19 protein-coding genes are annotated in these 16,607 nt (G+C 60.5%); 9 read left to right on the top strand and 10 right to left on the bottom strand.

Annotation, left to right across the window (positions count from 1 at the left end; genetic code table 11):
* Window positions 1–723, bottom strand: coding sequence for a glycerophosphodiester phosphodiesterase (locus AC0IYN_RS02475; RefSeq protein WP_025856983.1), 723 nt, complete (start codon window positions 721–723; stop codon window positions 1–3).
* 46 nt (window positions 724–769) lie between these two features.
* A complete protein-coding gene (locus AC0IYN_RS02470; protein WP_078047437.1) occupies window positions 770–1,354 on the bottom strand; it encodes a PilZ domain-containing protein in 585 nt (194 codons plus the stop codon).
* 94 nt (window positions 1,355–1,448) lie between these two features.
* Between AC0IYN_RS02470 and AC0IYN_RS02465 the strand changes: the two genes are divergently transcribed.
* The 3 genes from AC0IYN_RS02465 to AC0IYN_RS02455 all read left to right on the top strand — a co-directional run bounded on the left by AC0IYN_RS02465 (window position 1,449) and on the right by AC0IYN_RS02455 (window position 4,696).
* Entirely contained in the window at window positions 1,449–2,699 is a 1,251-nt protein-coding gene (locus tag AC0IYN_RS02465) for a lipoprotein-releasing ABC transporter permease subunit (protein ID WP_078047438.1), read from the top strand.
* Window positions 2,700–2,706: 7 nt separating this feature from the next.
* Window positions 2,707–3,390: a lipoprotein-releasing ABC transporter ATP-binding protein LolD gene (gene lolD, locus AC0IYN_RS02460; protein ID WP_020372622.1), complete on the top strand. Its 684-nt coding sequence runs from the start codon at window positions 2,707–2,709 to the stop codon at window positions 3,388–3,390.
* A 61-nt stretch (window positions 3,391–3,451) separates the two neighbouring features.
* A complete protein-coding gene (locus tag AC0IYN_RS02455) occupies window positions 3,452–4,696 on the top strand; it encodes a lipoprotein-releasing ABC transporter permease subunit (protein WP_457238380.1) in 1,245 nt (414 codons plus the stop codon).
* An 84-nt stretch (window positions 4,697–4,780) separates the two neighbouring features.
* On the opposite strand, the gene AC0IYN_RS02450 is transcribed toward AC0IYN_RS02455, so the two are convergent.
* A complete protein-coding gene (locus AC0IYN_RS02450; RefSeq protein WP_457238379.1) occupies window positions 4,781–6,121 on the bottom strand; it encodes a heavy metal sensor histidine kinase in 1,341 nt (446 codons plus the stop codon).
* Window positions 6,118–6,798, bottom strand: coding sequence for a heavy metal response regulator transcription factor (locus tag AC0IYN_RS02445; protein ID WP_406599112.1), 681 nt, complete (start codon window positions 6,796–6,798; stop codon window positions 6,118–6,120). The genes AC0IYN_RS02450 and AC0IYN_RS02445 overlap by 4 nt, the downstream gene beginning before the upstream one ends.
* A gap of 155 nt (window positions 6,799–6,953) precedes the next feature.
* On the opposite strand from AC0IYN_RS02445, the gene copI reads away from it, so the two are divergent.
* Window positions 6,954–7,466: a copper-resistant cuproprotein CopI gene (gene copI / locus AC0IYN_RS02440; RefSeq protein ID WP_457238377.1), complete on the top strand. Its 513-nt coding sequence runs from the start codon at window positions 6,954–6,956 to the stop codon at window positions 7,464–7,466.
* A gap of 69 nt (window positions 7,467–7,535) precedes the next feature.
* Window positions 7,536–8,366 (top strand): NADPH-dependent 7-cyano-7-deazaguanine reductase QueF, encoded by an 831-nt coding sequence (queF, locus tag AC0IYN_RS02435; RefSeq protein ID WP_457267981.1) that lies wholly within the window; start codon window positions 7,536–7,538, stop codon window positions 8,364–8,366.
* Window positions 8,367–8,441: 75 nt separating this feature from the next.
* Here the strand turns inward: queF and AC0IYN_RS02430 are convergent, their stop codons facing one another.
* Both AC0IYN_RS02430 and AC0IYN_RS02425 read right to left on the bottom strand, forming a co-directional pair.
* Window positions 8,442–8,708, bottom strand: coding sequence for a DUF4404 family protein (locus AC0IYN_RS02430; RefSeq protein WP_034102566.1), 267 nt, complete (start codon window positions 8,706–8,708; stop codon window positions 8,442–8,444).
* Window positions 8,709–8,818: 110 nt separating this feature from the next.
* Window positions 8,819–9,427, bottom strand: a complete 609-nt coding sequence (locus tag AC0IYN_RS02425; protein ID WP_406599109.1) for an HAD family phosphatase — start codon at window positions 9,425–9,427, stop codon at window positions 8,819–8,821.
* Window positions 9,428–9,622: 195 nt separating this feature from the next.
* Here AC0IYN_RS02425 and AC0IYN_RS02420 point away from each other — a divergent pair, with 195 nt between their 5' ends.
* Window positions 9,623–10,312, top strand: coding sequence for an MlaA family lipoprotein (locus AC0IYN_RS02420; protein WP_068936084.1), 690 nt, complete (start codon window positions 9,623–9,625; stop codon window positions 10,310–10,312).
* Window positions 10,313–10,374: 62 nt separating this feature from the next.
* Here the strand turns inward: AC0IYN_RS02420 and AC0IYN_RS02415 are convergent, their stop codons facing one another.
* On the bottom strand, window positions 10,375–10,671 hold the full coding sequence (locus tag AC0IYN_RS02415; protein WP_065882199.1) for a PilZ domain-containing protein: 297 nt from the start codon (window positions 10,669–10,671) through the stop codon (window positions 10,375–10,377).
* A gap of 276 nt (window positions 10,672–10,947) precedes the next feature.
* On the opposite strand from AC0IYN_RS02415, the gene rssB reads away from it, so the two are divergent.
* Window positions 10,948–12,129 carry a two-component system response regulator RssB gene (rssB, locus tag AC0IYN_RS02410; protein WP_025856971.1) on the top strand — a complete coding sequence of 394 codons (1,182 nt, stop codon included), beginning with the start codon at window positions 10,948–10,950 and terminating at the stop codon, window positions 12,127–12,129.
* Window positions 12,129–12,611, top strand: a complete 483-nt coding sequence (gene rssC, locus AC0IYN_RS02405; RefSeq protein ID WP_003172602.1) for an anti-sigma factor antagonist RssC — start codon at window positions 12,129–12,131, stop codon at window positions 12,609–12,611. Before rssB ends, rssC begins: the two co-directional genes overlap by 1 nt.
* Before the next feature lie 111 nt (window positions 12,612–12,722).
* Here the strand turns inward: rssC and tal are convergent, their stop codons facing one another.
* Both tal and dusA read right to left on the bottom strand, forming a co-directional pair.
* Window positions 12,723–13,649: a transaldolase gene (gene tal / locus AC0IYN_RS02400; protein ID WP_099494413.1), complete on the bottom strand. Its 927-nt coding sequence runs from the start codon at window positions 13,647–13,649 to the stop codon at window positions 12,723–12,725.
* A 463-nt stretch (window positions 13,650–14,112) separates the two neighbouring features.
* Window positions 14,113–15,099 carry a tRNA dihydrouridine(20/20a) synthase DusA gene (gene dusA / locus AC0IYN_RS02395; protein ID WP_471840436.1) on the bottom strand — a complete coding sequence of 329 codons (987 nt, stop codon included), beginning with the start codon at window positions 15,097–15,099 and terminating at the stop codon, window positions 14,113–14,115.
* A 253-nt stretch (window positions 15,100–15,352) separates the two neighbouring features.
* Here dusA and AC0IYN_RS02390 point away from each other — a divergent pair, with 253 nt between their 5' ends.
* Entirely contained in the window at window positions 15,353–15,574 is a 222-nt protein-coding gene (locus AC0IYN_RS02390) for a hypothetical protein (RefSeq protein ID WP_406597305.1), read from the top strand.
* 172 nt (window positions 15,575–15,746) lie between these two features.
* Here AC0IYN_RS02390 and AC0IYN_RS02385 read toward each other — a convergent pair whose 3' ends face one another.
* The gene (locus AC0IYN_RS02385) at window positions 15,747–16,586 is read right to left on the bottom strand and encodes a lipopolysaccharide kinase InaA family protein (RefSeq protein ID WP_471840434.1); all 840 of its coding nucleotides are present in this window, start codon (window positions 16,584–16,586) and stop codon (window positions 15,747–15,749) included.
* Window positions 16,587–16,607: the final 21 nt, after the last annotated feature.

The following is a 16,607-nucleotide window of genomic DNA, read 5'->3' as shown; positions in this document are numbered from 1 at the left end:
TCAGTAATTCCCGAGAGTGGCAGTGGCCAAACCGGGAAAGTCTGTAATCAGGCTATCTACGCCGAAGTCGGCGAGCCTGCGCATCAGCGCGGGTTCGTTGACGGTCCACACGGACACGTGCAAGCCCTGGCGCTGGGCTTTTTCCAGTCGCTCAGGGGTGCACAACGTCCAGTTCAACGCCAGAATCTCACAGCCATAGTTCTGCGCGACTTTCAGCGGGTCGAGCCAGGCGTATTCGGCGACCAGCCCGCGTGACAAGTCGGGTGTGAGCTCAACCGCTGCTTTCAATACTTCCCGCGAACTTGAGGTGACGGTGACTTTGTCCATCAGGCCAAAGCGCACGGCCATTTCGCGGATCGCCAGCACGGTGGTGGCGGCGCGGGTGCGCGAAGCGCTTTTGACTTCCAACTGCCAGTGATCGAAATCGCACGTTTCGAACAGCTCCTCCAAGCGCGGGATCGGGCACGGCTTGACCCAGCCCGGGCCGCCTTTGCGCGCGTCCATCTTCACCAGGTCGGCCGCCGAGTACTCGACGACTTTGCCGCGTCGGTCGGCGGTGCGCTTGAGGGTCGGGTCGTGGATGACCATCAGCTCGCCGTCCATGGACAGGTGCAAATCCAGTTCGCAGCGGCGTACGCCGTGCTTGAGGCACTCCTGGAAGCTGGTCAGGGTGTTTTCCGGTGCTTCGCCTTTGGCACCGCGGTGGCCGTAGATCAGGGTCACAGTTGCTCCTTTATGCCAGGTCGTCCGGCAGGGTGAATTCGAGAGTTCAGGTGTCTTGGGCGTCGCTCTGTTCCCGCGCCAGGCGCCGCTCCTGGGCCTGTTTCTGCAGGATGTAGCGCGCCAGCAGTTGGCGTTGGGCGTCGGTCATGGATTCGAATTCGGTGCCGACGTCAAAGCCTCCGCCCTTGGGGTCGCAATGGGTGACCCGCGCGCGCAGCAGCAGGCCGAGCGCCTGGGGCATCAGCACCAGCTTGACCGCCAGGTGGGCGCCGGCCGGCAGGGGCGTGGGGTGTTGGAAGTCGATGCCGCCTTCGGAAATGATCACCGGCTGCGGTGCGCCGACCTCATCCAGCAGGCCGCGCGCCATGATCTGGCTGAGCAGGTCCAGGCGTTTGTTCTGCACACGCAGGAAGGCGGCGAGGGTGCGGTCCTTCTCACTGAGTTGGCGCAGCAGGTGCTGGGCTTCGAATTCGCTCAGGTGCAGTTCGCTGAGCAGATTGAATAGCGGTGAATCATCCAGCAACACTTCCTTGCTCGCTGCTTCGGGGGCAGACAGGCTTTTGATTTGGAGTGCGATCATGTCGTCGATACGGTAGTATTCGCGGCGCTCTTCTTCATCTAATGTCGACATGGCGAACCCCAGGTAACGGTAATGGTCTGAGTGTAAAGCTGCTTACCAGACCCCGCCACCGGGACGTCTTCTTTTCCTCCGAACAAGCCCCGACATGTTCAGACCTCTCTTCGTATTTATCGGCACGCGTTATACCCGTGCAAAGCGCCGCAATCATTTTGTGTCGTTCATTTCCCTCACCTCGATGATCGGGCTCGCCTTGGGCGTGGTCGTGATGATCGTGGTGCTGTCGGTGATGAATGGCTTCGATCATGAAATGCGCACCCGCGTGCTGGGCATGGTGCCCCACGCGACCATCGAGGGCGATGCGCCCATCAGTGACTGGCAAAGCCTGGCCGACAAGGTCAAGCAGAACCCCAAGGTGCTGGCCGTTGCGCCTTTTACTCAGATGCAGGGGTTGCTGACCAATGACGGCAAGGTGCAGAAGATCCTGCTCAATGCCATCGACCCGGCCCAGGAGCGCAACGTCTCGATCATCGACAAGTTCATGCTGCAAGGCAAACTTGACGACCTGGCGCCCGGCAGTTTCGGCATCATCATCGGCGACAAGGCCGCGGCCAAGCTCGGCGTGGGCCTCGGCGACAAGCTGACCTTCGTCGCGCCGGAAGTCACCGTGACCCCGGCCGGCATGTTCCCGCGCATGAAGCGCTTCACCGTGGTGGGCACCTTCCACGTCGGCGCCGGCGAGATCGACGGCTACCTCGGCCTGACCAACCTCACCGACCTGGCCCGCCTGCATCGCTGGCAGCCGGACCAGGTGCAGGGCCTGCGCCTGAAGTTCAACGACCTGTTCGACGCACCGCGCGGCGCCTGGGAAATCGCCCAGCACCTGGGCGAGTCCCAGTACTACGCCCGCGACTGGACCCGTACCCACGGCAACCTCTACCAGGCCATCCGCATGGAAAAAGCCATGATTGGCCTGCTATTGCTGCTGATCGTCGCCGTGGCCGCCTTCAACATCATCTCCACGCTGGTGATGGTGGTGAACGACAAGAAGGGCGATATCGCCATCCTGCGTACCCTCGGCGCCACGCCGGGGCAGATCATGGCGATCTTCATGGTGCAGGGTACCGTGATCGGCGTAGTCGGCACCTTGATCGGCACGGCGGTGGGCATTCTGGCTGCGCTGAACGTCAGTGCTGCCATCGCCGGCCTCGAAACCCTGATCGGCCACAAGTTTCTCAACGCCGACGTCTACTTCATCGACTACTTGCCGTCCCAGGTTCAGGCCCAGGACGTGTTGATGGTAGGAGGCGCTGCGTTGGTCCTGAGTTTCCTTGCCACCCTGTATCCAGCCTGGCGCGCGGCACGTACCCAGCCAGCACAGGCCTTACGTTATGAGTGAATCGGGCATGAGTGAAAAAGCAATCCTGAGCTGCCGCGACCTGGGCAAATCCTACGAGGAAGGCCCGGAGTCGGTGGTGGTGCTGTCCAACCTGCAACTTGAGCTGCACCCGGGCGAGCGCGTGGCGATCGTCGGCAGTTCCGGTTCCGGCAAAAGTACCTTGCTGAACCTGCTGGGCGGCCTTGATACGCCGTCCCAGGGCAGCGTGTGGCTGGCCGGTGAGGAGCTGTCGGCCCTCGGTGAAAAGGCTCGCGGTCAACTGCGTAACCGTTCGCTGGGTTTTGTGTACCAATTCCACCACCTGTTGCCGGAGTTCACCGCCCTGGAAAACGTGTGCATGCCGCTGCTGATCGGCAAGACCGCGATCCCGGAAGCCCGCCAGCGCGCTAAAGCACTGCTGGAGCGCGTCGGCCTCGGCCATCGCCTGGAGCACAAGCCGGCGGAACTGTCCGGGGGCGAGCGCCAGCGTGTGGCGATTGCCCGTGCCCTGGTGAACAACCCAGGGCTGGTGATGCTCGATGAGCCGACCGGCAACCTCGACTCCCACACCGCCCAGGGCATCAAGGATTTGATGCTGGAGCTGAGCACCCAGATGCGCACCGCATTCCTGGTGGTGACCCATGACATGAGCATGGCCCGCCAGATGGACCGCGTGCTGCACCTGCAGGAAGGTCATCTGGTCGCCATCTGACCCGTTTCAAGCCCGGTGCTTCAAGCGCCGGGTTTTTCATTTTTTCAGGCGGTGCACGCGAATGTTCAGACCGTTATCGATTTTTATCGGCACGCGCTATACCCGCGCCAAGCGCCGCAACCGTTTTGTCTCGTTTATCTCGATGACCTCGATGATCGGCCTCGCCCTGGGCGTGTTGGCGATGATCGTGGTGTTGTCGGTGATGAATGGCTTCCAGCGCGAAATGAGCTCGCGCATTCTCGGCATGGTGCCGCACGCGACCATCGTTGGCGTGAACCCGATCGACGACTGGCAGCCCGTGGCCGCCGCCGCGATGAAGAATCCGCAGGTGACCGCCGCCGTACCCTTCACACAGATGGACGGCATGTTCTCCTACAAGGGCGCCATGCAGCCGATTGAGATCAGCGGTATCGACCCGGCGCAGGAAGGCAAGGTGTCGATCGTGGCCCAGCACATCGTGCGCGGCAAACTGGATGACTTGAAACCCGGCGAGTTCGGCGTGGTGGTCGGCGAAATCACGGCCCGGCGCTTCCGCCTGAATGTGGGCGACAAGCTGACCCTGATCGTGCCGGAAATCAGCACCGCGCCGGGTGGCATCACCCCGCGCATGCAGCGCCTGAACGTGGTCGGCATCTTCAAGGTCGGCGCCGAGCTGGATGGCTCCATGGCCATGATCCACATGGCCGACGCCGCAGAGATCCAGCATTGGCAGCCGAACCAGGTGCAAAGCGTGCGCCTGGCGGTGAAAGACCTGTACGCGGCGCCCAAGGTCTCGGCGGACATCGCCGCCAGCCTGGGCACGGGCTACAAGCCTGATGACTGGACCCACACCCAGGGCAGCCTGTTCAGCGCGATGAAGATGGAAAAGACCATGATCGGCCTGCTGTTGCTGATGATCGTCGCCGTGGCCGCGTTCAACATCATCGCGACCTTGATCATGGTGGTGAACGACAAGGGTGCGGACATCGCGATCCTGCGCACCATCGGCGCCACGCCACGGCAGATCATGGCGATTTTCATGGTGCAGGGCACGGTGATTGGTGTGGTTGGCACCTTGATCGGCGGCATCCTGGGCGTGATTGCGGCGCTGAACGTGAGTGAGCTGGTGGGCTGGGTCGAGCGGGTCACCGGGCAGCATATCTTCAGTTCGGATGTGTATTTTGTCAGCAACCTGCCTTCGGAGCTGCAGGGCGGGGATGTGCTGCTGATCTGCACGGCCGGGTTTGTGTTGAGCTTTCTCGCGACGATTTACCCGGCGTATCGGGCGGCGAAGATTGAGCCGGCGCATGCCCTGAGATATTCGTAAGCCTTTAGGCCGCTATCGCCGGCAAGCCGGCTCCTGCATTGGATTGCGTGTTACCTGTAGGAGCCGGCTTGCCGGCGATGGCGCTTAACCGGGCAACTCAATCACAAATCGTGTCCACCCCGTCCCAGACTCGCAATAAATCCTCCCCCCATGCGCCCGCACAATCGACTGGGTAATTGCCAACCCCAGCCCCGCATGCTCGCTGCTGCCTTCATGCCGAGCCGGGTCCGCCCGGTAGAACCGATCGAACAACCTCGGCAACAACTGCGCGGGAACACCTTCGCCGGTGTTCTCGACCGTGAGGGTCACGCCGTCCTGCATGCGTACCCGCACTTCACCGCCCGGCGGGGTAAACCGCAGGGCGTTATCAAGCAGGTTCGACAATGCGCGGCGCAACATGCCGCGATCACCCATCGTGTGGGCCGTGCCTTCGCGCACCAGGCTGACTTGGGCGTCTTCCGCCAACAACGCAAAAAACTCCAGCAACGCATCGACTTCATCGGCCAGCGCCAAAGGCTCGCGCTTGGGCATCAGCAACCCATGATCCGCCTTGGCCAGATAGAGCATGTCATTGACCAACTGCGCCATCCATTGCAGCTCTTCCAGGTTGCTGTGCAGCGCCTCGCGGTAATCCTCCAGCGGGCGTGGCTGGGTGAGGATCACCTGGGTCTGGGTCAGCAGGTTCGACAACGGCGTGCGCAGTTCGTGGGCGATGTCGGCGGAGAAGGCCGAAAGGCGTTGGAAGGCATCGTCCAGGCGGCCAAGCATGGCGTTGAAGGTTTGGGCCAGTTCGGCCAGTTCCACTGGCATGTGTTGCTGGGGCAGGCGCTGGGTCAAGGAGTGGGCCGACACACTCGCGGCCACTTCCCCCATGCGTCGCAATGGTCGCAAGCCACTGCGGGCGGCCCAGGCGCCGAGCAGGGCGGTGGCCAGGGCTGACAGGCCGACGGTGAGCCAGATCAGGTGCTGCATGCGCTGCAGGAAGTGCTGGTGGTGGGTGATATCCAGCACCAGCGTCAGCTGTGGCGAGTCTGCTTGGCTTGCCCGCAACGGCGCGTTGTAGACCCGGTAGTCGGTGCCGGCGTTTTGCAGGCTGTGAAGCCCGGGTGCGGTGGGCAGATTGACGCCGGGCGCACCGTCGAACCAAAGTTGGCCTTGGGCGGTGATGCGCAGCGCCAGGTCAGGTTGGCGATTGAGCTCGGCGCGCAGCTGGGCTTCACGTTGCGCGAACACTTGTGGCGAGTCGACACCCTGCAAGGTGCTGCGCAGGTTTACCAGCTTGCTGTCGAGTTGTTGCTGGTCCAACTCAATGAAGTGGGCCTCGCTGGCCCGGTTGAACAGCACGCCCGCGATCAGCGACACCACCGCTGTGCAGGCTGCGAACAGCAGCGCCAGGCGGCTGGCCAGGGACAGGCGCTTGATCAATTGACGCGCTCCTCCAGCACATAACCCATGCCGCGTACGGTGTGGATCAGTTTATTCGGGAAGTTGTCGTCGACTTTCAGACGCAGGCGGCGAATCGCCACTTCGATAATGTTGGTGTCGCTGTCGAAGTTCATGTCCCACACCTGGGAGGCGATCAGCGATTTGGGCAGCACTTCGCCTTGGCGGCGCAGCAGCAGTTCGAGCAGGGCGAACTCCTTGGCGGTCAGGTCGATGCGCTGGCCGTCCCGCTCGACACGGCGACGGATCAGGTCCAGGCGCAGGTCGGCGAGTTGCAGCGCGGTTTCCTGCGGTGTGCTGCTGCCACGGCGCAACAGGCTGCGCACGCGTGCCAAGAGTTCGGAAAAGGCGAAGGGTTTGACCAGGTAGTCGTCGGCGCCCAGCTCCAGGCCGTGTACACGGTCTTCCACGGCGTCGCGGGCGGTCAGGAACAGCACCGGGACGTCCAGGCCGGCAGTGCGCACGGCCTGGAGGATCTGCCAGCCATCACGGCCTGGCAGCATCACATCAAGGATCAACAGGTCGTAGTCGCCGGTCAGTGCCAGGTGCTGGCCGCCGGTGCCGTCGGCCACCAGTTCGGTGGTAAAACCCGCCTCCGTCAGGCCCTGGCGCAGGTATTGGCCGGTTTTGAGTTGGTCTTCGACGATCAGCAGTTTCATGGGCAGCTCTTGGCAACGGGTGACGACGGCTTTATACCTTGGGTGCCAGGGCAGGGGGACTACCTGACAAAGTTGTAATCTAGCAGTCAGCTGGCTGGCAGCGGCGCAATCTTAGAGTGTGCCCCAGGTCAGTCAGATATTTTTGGAGAGAAGAGATGGCATTGCGTACACCCCTGTTGCTCGCGGGTTGCCTGCTGGCGTTGAGTTTTGATGCCATGGCCGATGCGGCACACACCTACGCGTTCGGCGAAGCTGCGCCCGCCAGCAAGGCCACGCGGACCGTAGAAGTGACGCTGCAGGACATTGCCTTTTCGCCCAAGTCCATTGACGTGAAAGCCGGTGAGACAGTGCGCTTTGTGCTCGTCAACAAAGGCCAGTTATTGCACGAATTCAACCTGGGCGACGCGGCGATGCATGCCGAGCACCAGAAGGAAATGCTGCAGATGCAGGCCAGCGGCATGCTCACCTCCACTGGCATGGGTAAGATGGACCACAGTGCCATGGGCCATGGTGCGATGAAGCACGACGATCCCAATAGCGTGTTGGTCGAACCCGGCAAAACCGCCGAACTGACCTGGACGTTCACCAAGGCCACAGGCCTGGAGTTTGCCTGCAACCTTCCAGGGCATTACCAGGCAGGCATGGTCGGCACGCTTAACGTCGATTGATCCGCTGGCGCTTAGGCGTGGGGGCAAAGGCTGGTAGACTGGCGCGGTTTATTTAGCCAGGTTTCCGCCATGCATCCCGCAGCCGAACATTCGCCGCTGGGCAAGTCCAGTGAATACATCTCCACCTACACACCGTCGTTGCTGTTCCCGATCCCGCGTGCCGCCAAGTGGGCCGAGCTGGGCCTGAGCGCCGATACCCTGCCTTACAAGGGCGTGGATTTCTGGAACTGCTTCGAACTGTCCTGGCTGTTGCCGTCGGGCAAGCCGGTGGTGGCCATCGGCGAATTCAGCATCCCGGCCGACTCGCCGAACATCATCGAGTCGAAGTCGTTCAAGCTGTACCTCAACTCACTGAACCAGACCGCGTTTGCCGATACGGCAAGCCTGGAAGCGACCTTGCGCACCGACCTCAGCGCCGCTGCCGGTGCGCCTGTGAGCGTGCGTATCCGCACGTTGGCTGAAATCGAAGCTGAAGGCGTAATGGCGCTGCCCGGTGTGTGCATCGATGAGCTGGATATCAGTGTCAGCAACTACGAGCACCCGCGCCCGGAACTGCTGCGTTGCGATAACTCACGCGTTGTCGAGGAGAGCGTGCATAGCCACCTGCTCAAATCCAACTGCCCGGTGACCAGCCAGCCGGACTGGGGCAGCGTGGTGGTGCATTACCGTGGCCACGCGCTGGATCACGCCAGCCTGCTGGAATATATCGTGAGCTTTCGCCAGCACTCGGACTTCCATGAGCAGTGCGTGGAGCGCATCTTCCTGGACCTGCAGCGCTTGCTGAAGCCGGAGACATTGACGGTGTACGCGCGGTATGTGCGGCGGGGCGGGTTGGATATCAACCCGTATCGCAGTACTGAGGATGTGGCGTTCCAGAATGTGCGGCTGGCTCGCCAGTAGCTATTCCGCAAATCAAATGTGGGAGATGGCAAGCCAGCTCCCACATTTTGCTTCTGTGCTGGGCGGGGGACTGTATTAGATCCCCATGCTGCCCAGCGTGTTCATGATATTGCGCAATGTCCCGGAAATGACCGGATGTTCGGCATCGAACTCGATGGCCGCTTGATTCACATCGTCGGAAATACTGGGCGTCTGGGTCGCCGGTTCAAGTTCAAGTTGTAATTCAAACTTGGCAATCAAGGCCTCCAGCGCTTCACGTTTCTCTTCCGACAGCGGCGGTTCCTGTTCCAACTGCCCGCGCAGGATTTCGACCTGTTCTTCCAGTTTTTTGCGATCAGGCATGACGTGTTTCCTTTTATCGATAGGCACTGGCATAGACCGCGGCACGCCGAGAAAGGTCTACGGGCTGACCTGTAGATTAATCCACTGGCGCCGACCGTGCATGATCCGTGTCAGGGCTTCTCGCCTTTGAGCTTGCGCAGGCTGATGTCGGCCAGGCACGTGCCGAGTTCGCCCAGGTGATCGATCACCGAGTGCACGCCCAGCGCGTACAGCGCGAGGGTGGCCTTGCCGCGCTTGAATTCGCGTTCCTGTTCGGTCAGTGCCTGCCATTGCTCGGGTGCCATGCCGCACAGTGAGCCGCAGGAGGCCAGGCCGATGGTCCACAACCCGGCATTGAGCCCGGATTGCAGCAGGCGCGGTTCGCCACTGATCAAGACGCAGCCTTCGAGGCGTTCGATATTCAGTGCCATCAAGGCTTGCCAGCAAGCGTGGGGCGCGGGCCAGCGAATGGAGGAGGGCGGGGTGGCCTTGACCCAGTCAGGCAGGGTGGTGGCCAGCGGAGTGGTGACGGCGGGGGGGAGTTCATCCAGCCAGGCGCAGGGCACGCCTTGTTCCTTGAGGCTGCGCAGGATCTTCAGCGCCCCCGGGGTGGCTTGGGAGTCGGGTGAGGGGGAATCGCTGCGTGCCCTGGAACCGAAGTCCACCAGGCAGCCACTCAGGCCAAACAGAACGGCGGTCAAGGCGGGAGCGCTGGCGATGGCTATCTCGGCGTGAGGCATGTCGACATCCCTGAAATAGCGTTAACGCTATCGAATCGGGATGACAAGCCGATGACAGGATTGTTAATTGTAGGATTTTTGTCCATTTTGGGTCTGACGTTTCCTAGTTGCTGCCTAATTGGCGACTTCCGTCATATACTGACCGCCTTATTCAGGGCATAGCGCCCATGACAGACCATTCAAGGAGCAAAAGCTATGCGCTGGAGCCACTACTTCGCTCAGCTGTCAGTGTGTGCCACTGTCCTGCTGGCGCCTTTCGCCGCACAGGCTGCATCGGAAGACGATCCATGGGAAAGCGTCAACCGCCCGATCTTCACCTTCAACGACACCGTTGATACCTATGCCCTCAAGCCACTGGCCCAGGGTTATCAGTTCGTGACCCCGCAATTCGTTCAGGATGGCGTTCACAACTTCTTCCGCAACATCGGTGATGTGGGCAACCTGGCCAACAATGTGCTGCAGCTCAAGCCCGAAAAGGCCGGTGTAGACACGGCCCGTTTGCTGGTCAACACCACGTTCGGCGTGCTGGGCTTTATCGATGTCGGCACCAAAATGGGGCTGCAGCGCAGCGATGAAGACTTCGGCCAGACCCTTGGCTACTGGGGCGTAGGCAGCGGTCCATACGTAATGCTGCCTTTGCTGGGCCCGAGCACCCTGCGTGATGCGCCGTCCAAGTACGTGGACAGCTACACCCAACCGTACCGCTACATGAACGACATCGGCTGGCGCAACAGCACCTTCGGCCTGAATATCGTTGACACCCGTGCCAGCCTGCTCGACAGCGAGAAGCTGATCACCGGTGACAAGTACACCTTCATTCGTAACGCTTACCTGCAGAACCGCGAGTTCAAGGTCAAGGACGGCAAGGTCGTCGACGACTTTTAAGCCGTGACGTTTTGAAATGAAAAAAGGCGACCCTCAGCGGTCGCCTTTTTCGTACGCGGTGTTCAGCGCATTTTCAGGATTTTGAGGCCCAGGTGCTGGTCTTCACCGGTGGCTTTGGCCCAAACCACTTCGGTGTCTGCCTCCAGGCCCTTGAGGGCGGCGTGCTCCGAATCGATGCGCACAGTCAACAGGTCGCCTACGTTGAACTGGCGAGGCGCCTGCACCTGCATGCCGGAGCTGGACAGGTCTACGCAAACCCCAGCGATCTCCTGGCCTGCATGGATCAAAGACACATCCGCATCCACACGCATGCGGATGAAATCGCGTTTTTCGGCGTAGTCGCGCTCGTGTTCGCTCATGGGCTTCATCCTTACTTTGTGTTGTGGTCGTGCCTGTTCTTATAACTCCCGGTGATTTGCGATGTAAAGACGCCCGGCGACCATCGGCATGAGCTTGAAACCCCTCACGGATGGGAGTACCGTCTGCGCCTTAGAAGGGCACCTCTGCTTTACCTTTGTGCATGGGCCATATCCCAATGCTTTGTAGGACAGAGAGGCTAGAAAGCGAATCCAGTACGTGAGCCCGGCCATTGCCGAGCCGCCTACGCCAACCTAATTCTGGCGCCGTTTGCCCACATGCAAAAAACCAGTGCCACGCTGCTGATAATCGATGACGACGAAGTAGTGCGCGCGAGCCTCGCGGCCTATTTGGAAGACAGTGGCTTCAGCGTCCTGCAGGCCAGTAATGGCCAACAGGGTCTCCAGGTGTTCGAGCGCGACCAGCCCGACCTAGTGATCTGCGACCTGCGCATGCCCCAGATGGGCGGCCTGGAGCTGATTCGCCAGGTGACCGAGCGTGCGCCACAGACGCCGGTGATTGTCGTGTCCGGTGCTGGCGTGATGAACGATGCCGTCGAGGCCCTGCGCCTGGGCGCTGCCGACTACCTTATCAAGCCCCTGGAAGACCTGGCCGTGCTGGAGCACTCGGTGCGCCGCGCGCTGGACCGGGCCCGCTTGCTGGTCGAGAACCAGCGCTACCGCGAAAAACTCGAAACCGCCAACCGCGAACTCGAAGCCAGTCTGAACCTGCTCCAGGAAGACCAGAATGCCGGTCGCCAGGTGCAGATGAACATGTTGCCGGTCAGCCCGTGGACCATCGACGAATTCAAGTTTGCGCACCAGATCATCCCGTCGCTGTACCTGTCGGGTGATTTTGTCGACTATTTCCGCGTTGATGAGCGCCGGGTGGCGTTCTACCTGGCCGACGTATCCGGCCACGGCGCTTCTTCGGCTTTTGTCACCGTGTTGTTGAAGTTCATGACCACACGGTTGTTGTTCGAATCCAAACGCAATGGCACCTTGCCGGAGTTCACCCCCTCCGAGGTGCTGGGCCACATCAACCGGGGCCTGATCAGCTGCAAGCTGGGCAAGCACGTGACGATGGTCGGCGGCGTTATTGATGAAGAAACCGGTCTTTTGACCTACAGCATCGGCGGTCACCTGCCGATGCCGGTTTTATACACTCCAGACAGTGTGCGTTACCTGGAAGGGCGTGGTCTGCCGGTGGGCTTGTTCAATGAAGCCACCTACGAAGACCACATCCTGGAACTGCCGCCGACGTTCAGCCTCACGCTGATGTCAGACGGCATCCTGGACCTGCTTCCAGAGCCTACACTCAAAGAGAAAGAAGCCGCCTTGCCCCAAAAGGTCAAGTCGGCGGGCGGCAGCCTGGATGGCCTGCGGCAGGTTTTTGGATTGGCCACGCTGGGGGAGATGCCGGATGATATCGCCCTATTGGTGTTGAGCAGGAATCTTTGATGAGTACCGGAAGAATCCAATTCGCCGAGCAAGACGGGACCTTCGTCCTGAAATTTGTCGGTGAAGTGCGCCTGACCTTGTGTTCGGCGCTGGATGCGACGATTGAGCGGATCTTCACAGCGCTGAACTTCTCGGCGATCGTGATCGATCTGACCGAAACCCGCAGCATCGATAGCACCACCCTTGGCTTGCTGGCCAAATTGTCCATTCTGTCTCGGCAGAAGGTTGGCCTGTTGCCGACTGTGGTCACCACCCACGAAGACATCACCCGTCTGTTGCAGTCCATGGGCTTCGACCAGGTGTTCAACATCGTTGACCGCCCGATTCCGTGCCCGGAATGCCTGACCGACCTGCCTTCGCAAGACCAGTCCGAAGAAGTCGTTCGGGTCAAGGTGCTGGAAGCGCACAAGATCCTGATGGGCCTCAACGAGTCCAACCGCGAAGCTTTCCACGACCTCGTGAACGCCCTCGAACGCCACTGACGAAACGCTCCCCCTGTGTAGGAGCTGGCTTGCTAGCGATGGCGTCAGTCCAGGCAGCATAAAAAAGGGCGGAACCCTCACAGGTTCCGCCCTTTTTGCAGTCGCTGCCTTTTACAGCTTGGCAGTCAGCAACGCCTCCAGCTTCTCTTGGTCTCGAGCAAACTGACGAATACCTTCCGCCAGCTTCTCAGTCGCCATCGCGTCCTCGTTGGACTCCCAGCGGAACTGCGCTTCAGTCAAATGCACACGCGCTTCACCGGCATGGCCTGGCGACAGCTTGCGTTCCAGCTTGCCTTCATCGGCCGCCAGCTTCTCCAGCAAATCGGGGCTGATGGTCAGGCGATCGCAGCCTGCCAGCTCTTCGATCTGGCTCAGGTTGCGGAAGCTCGCCCCCATCACCACGGTCTTGTAGCCGTTGGCCTTGTAGTAGTTGTAGATGCGCGTCACCGACTGCACGCCCGGGTCTTCAGCACCGGTGTAGTCGTTGCCATTGGCCTTTTTGTACCAATCGTAGATACGGCCCACGAACGGCGAGATCAGGAACACGCCAGCCTCTGCACACGCCACAGCCTGGGCGAACGAGAACAGCAGGGTCAGGTTGGTCTGGATGCCTTCTTTTTCCAGCTTCTCCGCCGCGCGGATGCCTTCCCAGGTGGAGGCGATCTTGATCAGCACGCGGTCGCGGCCAACGCCGGCTTTGTCGTACAGGTCGATCAGACGGTGCGCACGCTTGAGAATGGCAGCTTCGTCGAATGACAGGCGGGCATCCACCTCGGTGGAAATGCGGCCCGGTACCACTTTGAGGATCTCTTGACCCACCGCCACCGCAAAACGGTCGCTGGCCAGGCCCACGTCACCGTTGCAGTCTTTTACGGCTTCGTCCAGAAGGTTGGCATAGCCTGGGATCGAAGCGGCCTTGAGCAGCAGGGAAGGGTTGGTGGTGGCGTCTTGCGGCTTGAGTTTGGCGAGGGTAGAAAAATCGCCGGTATCGGCTACGACAGTGGTGAATTGCTTGAGTTGTTCCAGCTTGGAAGTCATGGGCGTGCTCTGTCCTGTGGGTCTGATGACATTACCCGAGCGCCGACAGGCGCTCAAGGGCGCAAATGCGTTCGATCGTTTGCGAGGGCAATAACCTGAAAACAGCCGTTTGAATCACCGGCCTTGATGCTAGATAGGAGGCCAAAACCGGCAGCAGGTTCAACCCGATTCGAGCTCCTGTAGGCGCTGGCTTGTCAGCGATGAGCATAGGTACCTACATAACTCTGGGTACGGCGCCGGAACTTTGGAGAGTGAGCTTTTCCCCGCCGTCGGCCTGACAAACGACCGCTATCTATCTGTTGCCCCGCAATCCAAATGTGGGAGCTGGCTTGCCTGCGAAGGCGGCCTGACAGCCGACCGCTATCTATCTGTTGCCCTGCAATCCAAATGTGGTTGCTTCAGAATCGTGTAGATACCTACGCAGCGATGAGCGCAGGCAGCCCACCTAATCATCAACCGCAACTCACCGCCCTTCCAACAAAGCCCCAGCTTGATCCAGCAACGCCAATGGATCACTCGCCTTGTGAATATCCACCGACAACAACTGCCTGAACTTGCGCGCCCCAGGGAAACCGGTGCCCAGCCCCAGGATATGCCGAGTGATATGGTGCATCGAGCCACCGGTCGCCAAATGCTGCGCAATATAAGGCCGCAACTGCACCAACGCCTCCGCCCGACTGATCACCGGCGCGTCACTGCCAAACAGCTGCTGATCCACTTCCGCCAGCAGGTACGGATTGTGATAAGCCTCCCGGCCCAGCATCACGCCATCAAACGTCTGCAAATGCTCATGGCACTGCTCCAGCGTCTTGATCCCGCCGTTAAGCACTATCTCCAACTCCGGAAAGTCCCGCTTCAACTGCGCTGCCACGTCATAGCGCAACGGCGGAATGTCGCGATTCTCCTTCGGCGACAACCCCTCCAGAATCGCGATCCGCGCATGCACGGTAAAACTGGTGCAACCCGCGTCCTTGACTGTCCCGACGAAATCACACAGCTCGGCATAACTGTCCCGCCCATTGATCCCGATGCGATGCTTCACCGTCACCGGAATCGACACTGCATCACGCATTGCCTTCACACACTCCGCCACCAACGCCGGGTGCGCCATTAGGATCGCGCCGATCATATTGTTCTGCACGCGGTCGCTGGGGCAGCCGACGTTCAGGTTCACTTCGTCGTAACCAGCCGCTTCGGCCATACGCGCGCACGCGGCCAGGTCGGCGGGGACACTACCGCCCAATTGCAGTGCAAGCGGGTGCTCGGCTTCGTTGTGGCGCAAGAAGCGGTCGTGGTCGCCGTGCAGGATCGCGCCGGTGGTGACCATCTCGGTGTAGAGCAGGGCATGCTTGGAGAGCAGGCGCAGGAAGAACCGGCAGTGGCGGTCGGTCCAATCCATCATGGGAGCGACGGAAAAACGGCGGGAAAGGGGAGCGGATTGTAGGGACATTGGGGAATCTGAGTGAGCGGGGTGAATGGTGCGCAGTTTATCAGGGATGGGGTTTGGGTGTCGGGAAGGTGTGCGGTGCGTTTCTCACGCCTGCGCCCGTCGTTGCCAAGCAGTACGCCCAGGCACCTTTGCGAAGCGGCAATCTGAACCAACCCTGTCGCCCGGCAAAATTTCATGATTCCCAACTGCCCTGAGGCCTACGGTCACTCTTAATAGGGGCTCCTCGCGCCTCCAGCCCACAGGGAATTGAACAATGATCTCGAATCTCGTCAAAGTCGTGATGATCGCCGGCGCGCTGTTGTTGAGTGCGTGTTCGTCGGTTTCTTCGGGTGTGAGCAGCGACCCTTGTTTCGCTGGGGGATGCCAGGCGTTCGGCGACCATGCCCCCAGCAAGGCGGCCAAGATGAGTTTTGGCGGCAGTGGGTTGGGTAGCAGTTATGGGGAGTATGGGTCGGGGTTGTTGCATGACGACTGATTAAGCATGGGGCTGCTGCGCAGCCCCGCGCGGGGCAAGCCCGCTCACCCCAAAGGGGAGGGGGTTTAGACTTCGGCGTGGCTGGGGCCCAGGATCACGTACAGGCATTGGGCCTGGGCAAGCACAGGTAGATGCCCAAGCTCCCGCCATGATGGGTTTCGCCAGTGGGGGGTTAGCGGGCAGTGACCGTGCCTTTATGGAAGATCTCGCGTCGGGCGCGGCGGCTGATGTTTTCGTGTTTGCTCAGCGCATAGAGTTCATCAAAGCGACTGCGGTCAATGCCTTCATAGTTGCCCAGTGCGTCCATGACCATCTGATCGTAATCTTCCTCGATGACGAACCTGAAAATCTCCCGCCGATAATAAAACCCAAACTGAAAAGCCAGCACCTCGCTCAAGTGTTCCGTCGGTGTCAGAAAGCAGTTTTCCAGGTCGATGGCTTTGGTGAGCTCGGGTTGCACCATGTTGACCATCACATTGTTGGCCCAGAAGTCCATGTGCACGATGCCCTTGCTGTGAAGGGCATGCAGTAATTTGAATGACGCGGTGATCAGGCTGCGAATGTCGCGCTCCTGCTTTAGCCATTCCAGCCCACTGAGGTAGCCGTCGAGCAGCTCGGTGAAGATGAAGAATTCCTGGATCAGGCCAAACACTGACTTTCTGTAGCCGAAACCATACAGGCCGGCGACAGGCGCGCCGCGTTTGTGTGCGGTGTAGGTATTGAGAACTTCTTCCACCGGCCAGTCGAACGTGCCGTCTCGCTTGGAGCGGCCAAACGTGACGCGCAGTTTGGGCCTGAGGCTATCGAGTGGTTGGGATTTGGCGAACAGGTCGTTCTCCATCCCTTTCAGCGGGGCGCTGACGCGGTCTGTCAGTTGGTAGCGCGTGTCGATCAGGTTCTGAATCGCTTGCTGGGTGCTGTTGTCAGCGCCCTGCGTGGTGAAGACCGTAGCGTTGCGATGGGTGAGTGTCGATGGGAAGCTCTGTAGCACGCAGCTGTCGGGAAAGCTCAAAACACATCCTTGTCATTCAAA

The sequence above is a fragment of the Pseudomonas sp. AC112 genome (assembly GCF_979253545.1).
Note: the sequence above shows the minus strand (reverse complement) of the source record. Positions and strands in the feature narration are given on the sequence as shown.

Coding starts and splice junctions, on each gene's coding strand:
- AC0IYN_RS02470 (WP_078047437.1), bottom strand. CDS start 1,354: ATGTCGACATTAGATGAAGAAGAGCGCCGCGAATACTACCGTATCGAC.
- AC0IYN_RS02465 (WP_078047438.1), top strand. CDS start 1,449: ATGTTCAGACCTCTCTTCGTATTTATCGGCACGCGTTATACCCGTGCA.
- lolD (WP_020372622.1), top strand. CDS start 2,707: ATGAGTGAAAAAGCAATCCTGAGCTGCCGCGACCTGGGCAAATCCTAC.
- AC0IYN_RS02455 (WP_457238380.1), top strand. CDS start 3,452: ATGTTCAGACCGTTATCGATTTTTATCGGCACGCGCTATACCCGCGCC.
- AC0IYN_RS02445 (WP_406599112.1), bottom strand. CDS start 6,798: ATGAAACTGCTGATCGTCGAAGACCAACTCAAAACCGGCCAATACCTG.
- copI (WP_457238377.1), top strand. CDS start 6,954: ATGGCATTGCGTACACCCCTGTTGCTCGCGGGTTGCCTGCTGGCGTTG.
- queF (WP_457267981.1), top strand. CDS start 7,536: ATGCATCCCGCAGCCGAACATTCGCCGCTGGGCAAGTCCAGTGAATAC.
- AC0IYN_RS02430 (WP_034102566.1), bottom strand. CDS start 8,708: ATGCCTGATCGCAAAAAACTGGAAGAACAGGTCGAAATCCTGCGCGGG.
- AC0IYN_RS02425 (WP_406599109.1), bottom strand. CDS start 9,427: ATGCCTCACGCCGAGATAGCCATCGCCAGCGCTCCCGCCTTGACCGCC.
- AC0IYN_RS02420 (WP_068936084.1), top strand. CDS start 9,623: ATGCGCTGGAGCCACTACTTCGCTCAGCTGTCAGTGTGTGCCACTGTC.
- AC0IYN_RS02415 (WP_065882199.1), bottom strand. CDS start 10,671: ATGAGCGAACACGAGCGCGACTACGCCGAAAAACGCGATTTCATCCGC.
- rssB (WP_025856971.1), top strand. CDS start 10,948: ATGCAAAAAACCAGTGCCACGCTGCTGATAATCGATGACGACGAAGTA.
- rssC (WP_003172602.1), top strand. CDS start 12,129: ATGAGTACCGGAAGAATCCAATTCGCCGAGCAAGACGGGACCTTCGTC.
- tal (WP_099494413.1), bottom strand. CDS start 13,649: ATGACTTCCAAGCTGGAACAACTCAAGCAATTCACCACTGTCGTAGCC.
- dusA (WP_471840436.1), bottom strand. CDS start 15,099: ATGTCCCTACAATCCGCTCCCCTTTCCCGCCGTTTTTCCGTCGCTCCC.
- AC0IYN_RS02390 (WP_406597305.1), top strand. CDS start 15,353: ATGATCTCGAATCTCGTCAAAGTCGTGATGATCGCCGGCGCGCTGTTG.